This window comes from Candidatus Polarisedimenticolia bacterium, assembly GCA_035764505.1.
Lineage (GTDB): Bacteria > Acidobacteriota > Polarisedimenticolia > Gp22-AA2 > AA152 > AA152.
Window position 1 is genome coordinate 1 of record DASTZC010000026.1, and the last position, 12,880, is coordinate 12,880.

Consider the following 12,880-nt stretch of genomic DNA (forward strand, 5'->3'; position numbering starts at 1 on the left):
GCGAACGAGCTCTACGTGGGAACGACCCGGAGCCTGACTTCGCCGGGAGGCCTTTACAAGGCAACCGCTGCGGGGTGCAGCTCCCCGAGCGGTAGCTGCACTACGTGCACCTGGACCTGGAGCCGGCTGCTGGACGAGCCGAGCGTGACCGGGATCGCCGTTTCCCCGCTGAATCCGAGCATCCTTTATGCGGCCTCCGCCCAGGAGAACGCAGTCGTGCCCATTCAGGAAGCGGGCATCTGGAAGAGCGTCGACGGAGGCACTAACTGGAGCCACCTGGATCACAACGGTCTGGGCAGCCTGAAGACTCCCATCCTCGACTATTCGGCCGATGGCGGCACTCTGACGATATGGGCGGCGACCGAAGGGAGCGGTGTTTTCAAGGGAACGATCATGGTTCCCGCCACTCCGGCCGGGCTGACCGCTGTGGCGGTCGCCGGGAGGAAGATCACTATTTCCTGGCAGGATCTCTCGAAGGCCGAAGTGGGCTGGTCCATCGAGCGCAAGAAAGGAGCGAACGGCAACTGGTCCGAAGTCTTCCATCAGAATGGGCCGAACGTTACGTCCTACACAAGCATGAATCTGACTGCCGGCTCGACCTACTATTTTCGGGTGCGCGCCTACGACGAAGCAGGCAATTCCGGCTATTCCAACGAAGCGTCGGCGACTGCCTTCTAGCCGGAGCGATTCCCGGCGCCGTGAGATCTCTGCGGTCCGGCGGCGCCGGGATGTCTCATCCATCTGCTTCCCAGGAAAGCGGCTGTCTGCGGCAGTGGCACCGCGCGATTGATGGACGAGTCTGTTTCCACCATGGACGGGCTTCGGCTTGCGAGGTAGATTGCGGCCAGGAAGGTGGCCTTCCCCATCTGAGGAAGGATGACGATGTCCCGCCGCATCGCGCTCCCAATGCTCCTGCTACTTTTCACTAGCGCGCTCTCCACCATCGTCGCAAGCTCGAAAGGCTCCTCCGACGCGGCTTTGCCTCGCTTCGAGGAACGCGTGAAGGTCAAAGGCCGTGCCTACGTCCGCGTCGGGCTGACGGTCACGGTGATGGACCGCTCCGGCCGGCCGGTGCAGGGGCTGGCGCGAGAGGATTTCCAGCTCTTCGAAGACGGGGCCGAGGTGACGCTTCAGGACTTCTGGATCGAAGGAGAGCGGATCGACCGGCCGCTGTCGGTGGCAGTCCTCCTCGATCTCTCGGAGAGCATGAGCGAGCAGGTTCAGCGCGTGCGTGAAGCCGCAGAGGCGTTGCTGGGAGCGCTGCGTCCGATCGACGAGATCATGGTGGCGAAGTTCAACCAGGACCGGGTCGTGCTGCAGCCTTTCACCCACGATCCGGGAGATCCAGAGCGGACCCTGAGCAAGATCGGAAAGGCCGAGGGAGGCACGGCTCTCTTCCGCTCCATCGCCCTGACCCTCAGGGACCTGCGTCCGCGGCCGGGTCGGAAGGTGATCCTGGTGGTCACCGACGGTGGGGACAATGACATCGCCCGCGACACGGAGGCGCTTCAGTCCATCTACCTGCAGGATCTTCTGCGTCTCTGCCTGAGGACGGAAACGGTCGTTTACGGCATCCGCCCCGGAATGGTCAACGGCCGCCCGCCTTTCGAGCGCTTCGTGGAGGAAACCGGCGGCCGGCTCCTTTATACGGGCGGTGATCTGGAGCGCCTTTTCAAGCAATTGGGCGAGGAGCTGTTGAGCCAGTATCACCTGGGATACGACATCGATCCCGAGGTGAAGCAGGGTAAGAGGCGGAGCATCCGGGTGCAGCTGTCACGTTCCGACCTGACGGTCAAGACGATGTCCGGGTTCTTCACGCCTCGATCGCAGCTCGAGACGCTGCTGAGGGACATCAAAGACGAAGACGCGCGTTTGCGTGCTGATGCGGCCTACGCTCTCGGCTTCGTGAGCGAGCCGCGCTCGTCGAAAGCGCTGCGCAAGGCGCTGCACGACAAGGACGAGAAGGTCCGGGAGCTGGCAGCCGGCGCGCTGGCGCGCCTCGGCGAGGAGGAAGCGATTCCGGACCTGAAGAAAGTCCTGGGGGACCGCAAGGAGATGGCTGCGGTGCGGGGAGCGGCGCTGCGCTCGCTGGCGGTCCTGTCGGGAGAGCAAGCGCGGCCGTTCCTGGAAGAATACCTTCTTGGCGAGACCGACCCTGGCCTGAAGGAAGTGGCCCGCGCGCTTCTCTCCTCGCTCTAAGGGAGATGGTGCGCCCGCGGGGGCTCTACCGCCCCATTCACGGAGGTTGCTTCTTCAGGGATGGACAGGCTCACTGTTCGTGAGGTAGATTGAGGCCAGAAAGAAGGGCCCCTCCTCTCGAGGAAGTACAAAAGATGTCCCGCCGCATCTCGCCGCTGATCCTTCTCCTGCTCATCCTCCTCATGTTCCCTGACGTATCCTGCACCGCCTTGGCGGGGCAAGAGTCCGCCGCCGCCTCCCCTTGCTCCGCGGAGCGCGTGAAGGATGCCAGCACCCGGGTCGGACTGACGGTCACGGTGATGGACAGCTACTCCGGCCGGCCGGTGCAGGGGCTCACCCGAGAGGACTTCCATCTTTTCGAAGATGGGGTCGAGATGACGCTGCAAGACTTCTGGGTGGAAGGAACGCGGATCGACCGGCCGCTGTCGGTGGCCGTTCTCCTCGACCTCTCGGAGAGCATGACCGAGCAGATTCAGCGTGTGCGCGAAGCTGCCGAAGCGCTGCTGGGCGCGCTGCGTCCCAGCGACGAGATCATGGTCGCGAGGTTCAATCAGGATCGGGTGATCCTGCAGCCTTTCACCCACGACCCGGCGGATCCGGAGCAGACCCTGAGCAACATCGGAAGGGCCAAGGAAGGCACGGCCATTTTTCGCTCGATCGAGGAGACCATCAAAGACCTGAGGGAGCGTCCGGGTCGGAAGGCAATCCTGGTGGTCAGCGACGGGCTGGACAATGGCGACCGCGACCGAGAGGCCCTTCAGTCCATCTACCTTCAAGACCTTCTTCGCCTGTGTCTGCGGACAGAAACCGTGGTCTACGGGATCCGCCCGGGAATGGTCTCCGGCCGCCCGCCGTTCGAGCGGTTCGTGGAGGAGACCGGAGGCCGGCTCCTCTATACCGGCGGCGATCTGGAGCGCCTGTTCAAGCAGCTGGGTGAGGAGCTGCTCGGCCAATATCACCTGGGATTCGACATCAATCCGGAGGTGAAAGAGGGGAAGAGACGGAGCATCCGGGTACAGCTGTCACGCTCGGATGTGACGGTCAAGACGATGTCCGGGTTCTACACGCCCCGGTCCCAGCTCGACATGCTGCTGTGGGACATCAAGGACGTAGATGCCCGCCTGCGCATCGACGCGGCCCACGATCTCGGCTTCGAGAGCGATCCGCGCTCCTCGAAAGCGCTTCGCAGAGCCCTGCACGACAAGGAGGAGAAGGTCCGGGAGGCGGCGGCCGGCTCGCTCGCGTGCGTCGGCGACGAGGAAGCGATTCCGGATCTGAAGAGAGTCCTTGGGGACAGGCAGGAGACGCTCCCGGTGCGGGGAGCGGCCTTGCGCGCGCTGGCGGTCCTTTCGGGCGGGCAGGCGCGGCCGTTCCTCGAAGAATACATTCAACAGGAGTTTGACCCGCGTCTCCAGGACATCGCCCGATCGCTTCTCTCCAAGATGTAGAACCTCCATCATCCCTTCCACGTGTTGACACTCCTGCCGGGCCTGAGGATGATGCCCGTTCGACGGGGCTTCCGCGAGCCGGCACTCCAATCCTGATCGGTTACGAGAGCGACAGAGACGGCCTCTCGAGGTGCGTGGCGTCCGGAGGCCCCTGGTCCATTCGCGCATTCAATCACTGCCGCCGGACGCCGGAGCCCGGCCGCCAGAACATGGAGAGGGGAAGCATGCACGACGCAACACGAGTGATCCACGCCGGATTGCCGGAGCCGTCCCAGGGTCAGCCGTTCCTTCCCGGCCCGGTCTTCGCCGGCCCTTATCACCTCGCGGGAGATCCGGCCAGCGCCCCTTACAACTACGGCCGGGTCCACAACCCCACCTGGACCGCCTTCGAGCGGGCGCTGGGGGAGCTGGAGGGCGGGGAGGCGATCGCCTTTGCGTCGGGGATGGCGGCCACTGCCGCCGTCATGGGCTCCGTCCTGCACCCCGGCGATGTCGCGGTCCTGCCCGCCGACGGCTACTACACCGCCCGCAGGCTGGCGGAGGGCTACTTCGCGCGGATCGGTGTCCAGGTGCGCATGGCGGAGACGGCGGACGACGCCCAGGGGAAGTGCCTGGAGGGCGCGAAGCTGCTGTGGCTGGAGAGTCCGACCAACCCGGGACTCGACGTGTGCGACCTCGCCGCCCTGGCCCGGGCTGCCCACGAGCGCGGCGTGCTGGTGGCGGTGGACAACACGACGGCCACCGTTCTGGGGCAGCGCCCGCTGGCGCTCGGGGCCGACTATTCAGTCGCCTCGGACACCAAGGCGCTCACCGGCCACGGCGATTTGATCCTGGGACATGTGGCGGTGCGCGAAGCGAAGCTGGCGGAGGGACTGCGGACCTGGCGCACGCAGGTCGGCGCGATTCCGGGTCCCATGGAGACCTGGCTGGCGCATCGCTCGCTGGGCACTCTGGATATGAGGCTCGAGCGCATGACTGCCAACGCGCTGGCCATCGCGCGGTTCCTGGCCGGCCGTTCCGAAGTGAAGGGCGTCCGCTACCCCGGCCTGCCCGAGGATCCGGCACACCGGATCGCGGCGCGGCAGATGAACCGCTTCGGTCCGATCGTGAGGTTCGAGCTGGACTCGGCGAAAGCGGCGGAGAGGTTCCTGGGACGCTGCCGGCTGATCCTGCAATCCACCAGCTTCGGAGGGCTGCACACCACCGCCGAGCGCCGCGCCCGGTGGGGCGGGGACAAGGTGCCGGAAGGATTCATCCGGCTGAGCGCCGGATGCGAGCACGCGGAGGATATCCTGAGCGATCTCGACGAGGCACTGAAGGAAGCCTGAGCAGGAGGACGGTGCCGGTTCTCTAGGAAGCGCCGATCTCGGCGTCGATGAGCGCCTTGAACTCCTCGAACGGCTTGGCGCCGGAGACGTACTTGCCGTTGATGAGGAAGCCCGGCGTTCCGGTGATTCCGATCGAGGCGGCGTCACGAGCGTCATCGTCGATGCGCTTCTTGACATCCGCGGAGTCGATGTCCTTCTTGAACCGGTCCATGTTCAGGCCGATCTGCTGCGCATACTCGAGATACTTCTCGGGGGCCATGACCTGCTGGTTGGCGAAGATCAGGTCGTGCATCTCCCAGAACTTCCCCTGGCGGTGTGCCGCCTCGGAGGCGGCATGGGCTGCCGGGGCCTTCGGATGCATGCTCAAGGGCATGTGCTTCCAGACGATCTGGACCTTGTTGCCGTAGGTCTGCTCGATTTGCCGGAGGGTCGGACCGACCCTGGAGCAGAAGGGTCACTGAAAGTCGGAGAACTCGACGATCTTGACCTGCGCCGAGCCGGGACCTTTCGCGGGCGCGCCGGCGGTGTTGACCGTGTAGCGCCGGTTCGGGTCGGGACCTGAGGGCGCCCTCTGGGCTGCCGGGCGGGCCTGGGCGGCCGCCACCAGAGCCTGCTTCGTGTCGTTCAAAGCCAGCCGCATCTCGCTCACCTGGTCCGTGGTTTTCTGCAGCGCGGATCGAATGATGAGCGCGCCGCCGAGCACGGCCGCGGCGATGATCAGGGCGGAGATCAGGCCTTGAAACGATACGGGAGGTGGTCCGGAGGCGGTGGAGGGCGAAGGCTTGTTCTGCGGCATCATCTCCTCGAAGTACCAAGCGTGCAACCGATAAGGAAGCGAAAGCTAACGTAGCAGGCTGCTTCGCTTCGGTCAATCCCTTCCACGAAAGACTCCTCGCAAAGTTTCCGCTCTTTCCACCCGGATCTTCCGGGTTGCCCGGGATCGTCGGCTCGCCGGAGTCCTATCTGACACGCGCCTTGAAGCGGATCGAGCCGGAAGCGCCGGCGGCAAGGGTGCCGGCGTTCACAGTGACCAGCCCGTGGACCGTGATGCCCGGATCGTCCGGATTGGAGGTCGCGGCGGCATCGAACGACCCAGCATCGGCATCGGCGGCATTGGTGAGATCGGTGGGAATGCCGCCGAGGATCAGACGGATGCCCCGCCCGGAGGCGAACCCATCGGGGACGAAATCGGTCCAGGAGGGGACACCGTCGCGCACCACGAAGGACGATGCGTCGCGCGATCCGGCGTTGGTGAAGAACAGCGCGTAGGTGAGGAAGTCGCCCGGGACCACGGCGGTGGTCAGCGCTCCGGAGACGCCGGGCGGGTTCGACGGGTCGTTGGGCAGTGCCACGCCATTTTTCTCCAGGATGCGCTTGTAGAGGTTGCCGATCGGCTCGCGGATGGTCACCAGGGTCGCATCATCGACCGCCGCGGTGGCCGGGTCGTCCGAAGGCAGATTCGTCTGGGTGGCGCTGGAAAGAATCGCCTGGTTGGAGATCACCGTGCCGTCGGTGGCGGGCGTGATGACGCGTGCGGTGAAGGACAAGGTCACATTGCCGCCGGGAGCGGGAGCCACCGAGGCGAGCGCCGGCGTGGTCGTCGAATTCCAGGTGATCGTGCCGGCGGAAAGCACGCCCCCCTGGCCGGGAGTGATGCTGGTCAGCTTCGTCGTGTCGACGGTGTCGACGACCACCACCGAGGTCGCGGGAATGTTCCCGATGTTCTGCACCACCACGGTGTAGGTCAGGACTTGCCCGGCCACGGCGGTGGAGCTGCTCACCGCCTTCGTGCTCGTCGAGAGGTCCGAAGCCACATAGGTGATCGTCAGCTTCGGCCTCTGGCTGGCCGTGGTGCTCTCGCTGCTCACGAACCGCCGTTCGTTGTTGCCGCTCAGCGACGGCGATTCCAGGAGCATGCCGTAGTTCGCGAGCGTTCCCTGGGTCCAGGACTGCACCAGAGAGGTCACCGTCCACGACTTCCAGACGTTGACCGTGCCGTCCAGCGTGGCGGAGGCGACAATCGCGGCGTCGAAGTCTCCTCCCTGGGAGGTCCAGTTGTTGATCGTGTCGTAGGTCCGCCACGTGGCGCCCATCTCGGTCCAGGATCGGGTGACACGATGCAGCCGCAAAGGCTCGCTGGTGGAGACGCGGGTCGACTGGTAGAACAGCTCCAGGACCGCCGACTGGATGGTGGCGCCGCTCGGAATGCCCGAGAGATCGAAGCGCAGGAGCAGGCGGCTTTGTCCGTTGGTCTGCGAGTTGGTCAGCATGGGTGTCACCGCGCCGAAGTTCTGCACCGAGGAGGCCTGCGCCAGGTGCGTGTCCTCTCCCGCCAGCGGATCGCCCTGCAGGACGACGGTGGTCTGGGCGAAAAGCGGCGCGACGCCCGCCAGCACGGTGATAGCCAGGAACAGGGCGGCCCGCTTCACGGCTTCCTCCGGAAGAGATCCAGGATGGCGTCGGCCTTGGCGGCGAAGTTCACGTAGAAGCCGTCCTGGAGCGACTCGTCGGTCCCTTCGAGCGCGCGCGACTGGGTGATGCCGTAGCCGAAGCCGACGCGCAGCTGGTCCAGCGCCCAGACTCCGAATTCCAGGGAGAAGCTGTTGCGGTGCAGCGATTCCTGCCAGAGCATCACGTTGCGCCCCTCGCCCGCCAGATCGAAGTATTTGCGGAAGCGGTACTCGAGCCGCGCCTGCGCCAGCGTCGTCGTCGTGGCGACAATCGGCAGCCCGAGCGGCTCGTCATGGCTGTAGGTGAGCGCCCCGCGTCCGAAGAAGCGGACCTTGGGGGTAAGCTGGAAGACGGCGTCGGTGGACAGCGTGTCGGTCAGGACACGCACCTGGTTGCCGGGCCCCTGGCTGCCCTGGCGCTGGTCCCGGTGCCGCCAGGCGAACAGCAGCCCGAAATCGTCGCGCGCGAGAGGACGTACCGCCGCTCCGGTCAGAATGTCCACCAGGGTGGTGTCCTGCCCGTTCTGGCTCGCATCGCTCACCTCGACGCGGGCGAGCAAGGTCAGATCGTCGGTCGGCTTGCCGACCGCGCCTCCGGCCAGCGTCTGACCCAGCCCGTCCATGTTGCGCAGCTCGTAGCGCAGCGTCGCCCGGAAATCCTCGACCGGCAGCCACGACACGCCGGTGCTGATGCTCTGGAACGACTCCCCGGGTCCGGCGGCATGGAATCCCGCCTCACCGCGCGCGTCGACGGAAAGGGTGTCGCTCACCGGGAAGCGGCTGGACAGCCCCAGCACCGCAAAGCTGTCGGTTCCCTCGATGCCGGAGTTGATCTGGTAGCGCGAGGTGAGCGTCGAGTAGCTTCCCAGGCGTGATTCGGCCCCCAGCTGCATCTCGGTCTTGCTGCGCGGCGGGTTCAGCCCCGTCACGCTCAGATCGGCGATGGCGGCAATCGGGGCGCTGCTGTCGCGGAACTTCAGGAAGTAGCGCAGATCCAGGTTCTGCTGGTAGGAAGCGGTGAGGAACGTGCTGTTGGGATAGGACGGGTCGCTCTCCGAGGTCAGGTTCTGCTCGCGCCGCACCGCGAGCTTCCACTTGGGCACCGGCGTGTAGGTCACTCCGGCGGAGAGGAGGTTCGACTGCGAGCGCTCGTCCGAGATGTCGTCCTTGAAATCGCGATGGTCCAACCCGCCGAGCAGGCTGAGCTGATCGCTGACGGTGCCGGTGACCTTGACGGCCGCCGTGGTGCGGGAATTGTCCACCGTGGCGGTCTGGTTTTCCTCGTCCTGCAGCGCGACGCCGAGGCGCACGCGCTCGGCGAGGCCCGAATCGGTGGCCAGCGTGATGCGCCGGCTGCCGGGGGTCACCGTCGAGCCGTAGGGATTCACGAAGTCCTCGTCGACATCCGAGTAGCTCAGGCGCACGCCGCCGCGAATCGCCTCGATCCTCTCGCTCAGCTCAAGGCGCGCCGCCAGCCCCGCTCCGGAGCTTCCGATGCCGGCGGTCGAGTTCCCGAGGTTGAGCGGCACCCCGTCGCTCCGGGCGAGCTCGACGTCGAGGCGTCCGGCACCCGGGAGCCGCTGCGTGAGATCGGCCGCGAACAGGCGGAAGTCATCGCCTCCGTCCTGATCCTCGCCGATGGCGGAGAATCCCAGCCGCGTCGCGCCATGCGCGAAGCCCTTCTGCCCTCGCCCGGTCCAGCTCATGCTCTCGAAGCCGAGCGTCTGGAACTCGTAGATCACCACCACTTCCACCAGATCGAACTCGCTTCCCGCGAAAGCATCGATGGGGCGCTTGAACAGCAGCGTTCCGGCGAGAGGATCCAGGTCGTAGTCGATGCCGCGCAGCAGGATCTGGCGGGCCAGGACCTCTTCCGGATTGCGCCGGTCGTGGATTTCCACCGCGACCGTTTCCGAGCCGGGCAGGATGGGGGAGTGCTGCAGGCGGTACAGGCCGCTGATCCCCGCGCCCGGGATCAGCTCGCGCGCGAAGGCATTGTCGGGACGCGCGATCGCCAGAGAGAGGCGATCTCCCGTCTCGTTCTCCAGGTTGAGGAGGGTCCCCGTCAGCTTGCGGCTGTACCCGGCCAGCTTCCCGTCGTCCATGTCGGGCTGGAAGTCGCCGTACATCAGGAAGGAGCGCTCCTTCTCCAGCTTCAGGTAGGCGCGGCTGTTGGAGAGCGTCTCCTGGTACCGGAAGGAGCTGTCGCCCATGACCGGGTAGGTCTCGAGCAGCGGGTCGAGGTCGAACAGCCGGTTGGTGTCGGTGGTGCGGTTCAGCCTCTGGTCGGAATCGTACGCGGTGGTCAGGAGCGTCCCGGGGAAGGCCGGCCCCTTGTAGAAAAACGCCACGCGTCCGTGGGTCCCTTGCTCCGGTGTGGCCGGGTCCTTGCCGGGTGCTTCCTCCTCGTGTGACGCGGTAACGGTGCCTTCCGCGACGCCGACCAGGAGCGGCGGATGCGGCGCCGGAAGGAAGGTCACTCCCGATTGTCCCGCCAGCTCGCCGCTGAGCGCCGACAGCTCCGCCCGGCCGGTCGCCGGCGGCGCGACCAGTACGGCGGAAGCGCGGCCGTCGCGTGTCATCAGCGCCACGTCGCGATCGATCCCGGTAGAGCCCTCGAGGTGGAAGGTGCCGGCGCTGGTCTGCAGCCGCACGCGCGCGTCCTGCGCCGGATTGCCCCAATCATCCACGAGCGTGACGACCACCTCCGCCGAAGATCGGCCGTCGGCCGGCAGCGTGTCCCGCGCCGGCGTGATCACCAGCGCCGTGGCGGCGCCTCGCCCGAACACCGTCAGCTCGACATGCTCGCCCGCGTCGCCGTCGGCGAAGAGGGCATCGACCCTCACCTGGTTCGGGCCGGGCAGCAGCGGCACGCTGCTGAACTGAAAAGTCGCCAGCTGATTGCGGTCGTCGAGCTCCTTCTGCGCCAGGAACTCGTCGGAGACGATGCGATCGTTCACCGATACCCGCACGCTTCCGAGCCGGTGGGTGCGGACCTTGAGGCTCAAGCCGCCGCTGGTGGCGACCGATCCGTCCGGCGGCTCCAGGACTCGCACCGCCCCCTCGCGGACCGGCGGCAGAACTTCCACCTGCTCGGAGACATAGGTCCCGGGAGCTGCATGCTCCTGGGGATGGAGGCTCTCTTCATCCGGGCGAATGGGGCGCTGCGGATCGAGAGGCGCGGTGTCCGTCGCCACGGACTCAGCTTGGGTGACATCGGCCGCCGGAGGGGTCGGCTCGTTGCGTGGCGGTGGCGCGCAGGCGTCGCTCTTCGCCAGGATGAAATTCTGCTTCAGGAGCGTGCCGCCTCCCAGCGGCGTGCGCAGCAGCCGGCTGGCTCCGTGCTGCGAGCGATGCTCTTCGTCGACCGGGCAGTAGCCGGGGGGGTAGCTGACCGGGTCGAGGCCGATCATCCGCGCTTCTTCGGGCACGGAGGGGAGACTATAGAGCCCGTTCTCATCGGTCGTGGAGGTCATCCCGTTGTCCAGGACGACCCGCACGCCCGGGATGCCCCGGTCGTCGCCATTGAACTCGCCGTCCTGGTTGGAGTCCTCGTAGACGCGGCCGATCAGGAACTGCTGGAACGAGAAGATTCCCTGGCGCACGAAGACGACGGAGCGCGCCGGCCCTGCGGTGATGACTTCGCCGTTGGGCTGCGTGCCCGAGGCCATGGCGCGATTCTCCACCGCCGCTGCGGGGGCCCCGGGGGCGATGCGCAGGCGATAGGCGATCTCGACCGCCTCTCCGGGTCCGAGCGTGCCGGCATCGAAGGTGAGATTCCGCCCCGACTGGGAGAACGGCATCGAAGCATCGCCTGCCGAAGTGATCCGGCGTGCTGCGCCTTCCACCGGGTCGGTGAACTCGGGAATCAGGTCGGTGACGGTCACGGCATTGAGGGGAACCGCACCGGCGTTGAACAGCCGGAGCCGATAGCCGATCGCCTCGCCCACCTGCGCGTGGCTGCGGTCGGCGGTCTTGATCAGGGCGAGCGTTCCGGCGGGGAACAGCGGCAAGTTGAATCCGAACACCGAAACGTCGGGGAGCACCACCGGCCCGGGAACGGCCGAAAAGCCGCCGGGGGGAGCAAGCGGCAGATTATCAAGGGGTGTGAGTGTGAGTGTGTAGACCGGCGCCGAGGCGGTGGTGGCGGCGGATGCGACGGCGTCGAGGCGGACCAGCCGGTTGAGATAGCCCGATTGCGATGTGACGAGGTAGCAGGTCAGCGTCTCGCCGGGCGAGTCGAGCAGCGTCGGGTCGGGCAGAAAGGTGTAGCGTCCCGAGGCATCCGAGGCGAAAGGATTCTGGTTGTCGACGTTGGGCGGGGCGCCGGTGCCCGACAGCACCGGGATCGGACAGGGGGCGCTTCCCGAAGCATCGGCGAAGAGCCTGACCGCCGTGCCCGGGACCGGCAGATTCGAGCCGGCCTGGAACAGGACCCCGAAGGGATCTTCCAGGACTTCCGCCCGCGTCGTGCCGACCGCCGCGAGCCCGTCGGCCGACAGGGTCGCGGTGTTGACCAGGAGCAGTCCCGGCGCCAGTGCCATGTCGACGCGGCAGCGGAAGGCGACGCGATGGGTTTCCCCCGGGGCCACCGAGGCCCAGCGGACCGTGATCGAGCCGGCCGAGGCCTCGCCGGCGTCGGCATCGGCCCCATCGGTCAACGGGATTCCGTCCAGAGCCAGGGTGCCGGGCACATAAGCCAGACCGGTGGGGAGCGGATCGCTCAGCACCACGTTGGCGGCGGTGGCCGTCCCGCTGTTGGCGAAGGCAATCTCGAACTGCACCTCGGTGCCGCGGGCGGCGGTCGTGCGCGCCGCTCCATCGGCGGTCTTCAGCGGCGGCTGGCCGGCAGCGGCCGGGTCGCTGAAGATTGCGCCGCCTCCCACCTGATCGCGGATCACCGCGCCGTCGGTGGCGAGGCCGTTCACCGATCCGGATAGCAGGCTCTCGCAGGCGAGGCTGACATTCACGAGGCTGCCCGAGGCGAGACCGATCGCGGAGTAGACCACCAGCACTCCGAGGCTGCCGCCGGGGGAGAGAACCGGCGACGAGGTCGCACCGATCGTCACCGGCGCGTCGCCGGCATCCAGCACACCGCTGGCATTCAGGTCGAAGTAGATCGCGGTCAGCGACGCGGGAGCCGTGACTCCGGCGGCGGTGATCCGGAAGCTGTCGTCGCGGTTGGCGAGGTTGGTGAGCGTGAACAGCCGCACGATGCCGGCGGCCGGCGATACAAATCCGGAAACCACGGCCTCGTCGGGTGTGAGGGCCACTCCCGAGACGGGCGGCAGCAGCGTGGAAACGGTGTTCGACACCGTGGTCAAGCTCGCCCCGCCGGCGACGTCGTGCGAGGCTTCGGCGCGGTTGACCAGAATCTGCCCGGCGGGAGCGGCGAGTGCCGTCCCCCCCACACCCCCCCTAAGGATAGAGATCAGCGCAAAAAAAACAGCCGCCC

7 protein-coding genes and 1 pseudogene are annotated in these 12,880 nt (G+C 66.8%); 4 read left to right on the plus strand and 4 right to left on the minus strand.

The window, feature by feature from the left end; translation table 11 throughout:
- The 4 genes from VFW45_01745 to VFW45_01760 form a co-directional block, all read left to right on the plus strand.
- Window positions 1-678 (plus strand): fibronectin type III domain-containing protein (locus VFW45_01745; protein HEU5179488.1); only part of this gene is annotated, 678 nt, incomplete at its 5' end.
- A gap of 321 nt (window positions 679-999) precedes the next feature.
- Window positions 1,000-2,199, plus strand: a complete 1,200-nt coding sequence (locus tag VFW45_01750) for a VWA domain-containing protein (protein ID HEU5179489.1) — start codon at window positions 1,000-1,002, stop codon at window positions 2,197-2,199.
- Window positions 2,200-2,333: 134 nt separating this feature from the next.
- Window positions 2,334-3,647: a VWA domain-containing protein gene (locus VFW45_01755; GenBank protein HEU5179490.1), complete on the plus strand. Its 1,314-nt coding sequence runs from the start codon at window positions 2,334-2,336 to the stop codon at window positions 3,645-3,647.
- 224 nt (window positions 3,648-3,871) lie between these two features.
- Entirely contained in the window at window positions 3,872-4,975 is a 1,104-nt protein-coding gene (locus tag VFW45_01760; protein HEU5179491.1) for a cystathionine gamma-lyase, read from the plus strand.
- 22 nt (window positions 4,976-4,997) lie between these two features.
- On the opposite strand, the pseudogene VFW45_01765 reads toward VFW45_01760, so the two are convergent.
- The 4 genes and pseudogenes from VFW45_01765 to VFW45_01780 form a co-directional block, all read right to left on the minus strand.
- Window positions 4,998-5,417 (minus strand): annotated as a pseudogene (locus VFW45_01765) (DsbA family protein).
- Window positions 5,418-5,429: 12 nt separating this feature from the next.
- The gene (locus VFW45_01770) at window positions 5,430-5,771 is read right to left on the minus strand and encodes a hypothetical protein (protein HEU5179492.1); all 342 of its coding nucleotides are present in this window, start codon (window positions 5,769-5,771) and stop codon (window positions 5,430-5,432) included.
- A 163-nt stretch (window positions 5,772-5,934) separates the two neighbouring features.
- A complete protein-coding gene (locus VFW45_01775; GenBank protein ID HEU5179493.1) occupies window positions 5,935-7,404 on the minus strand; it encodes a DNRLRE domain-containing protein in 1,470 nt (489 codons plus the stop codon).
- Window positions 7,401-12,836, minus strand: coding sequence for a hypothetical protein (locus VFW45_01780; GenBank protein ID HEU5179494.1), 5,436 nt, complete (start codon window positions 12,834-12,836; stop codon window positions 7,401-7,403). Before VFW45_01780 ends, VFW45_01775 begins: the two co-directional genes overlap by 4 nt.
- Between the last annotated feature and the right edge of the window lie 44 nt (window positions 12,837-12,880).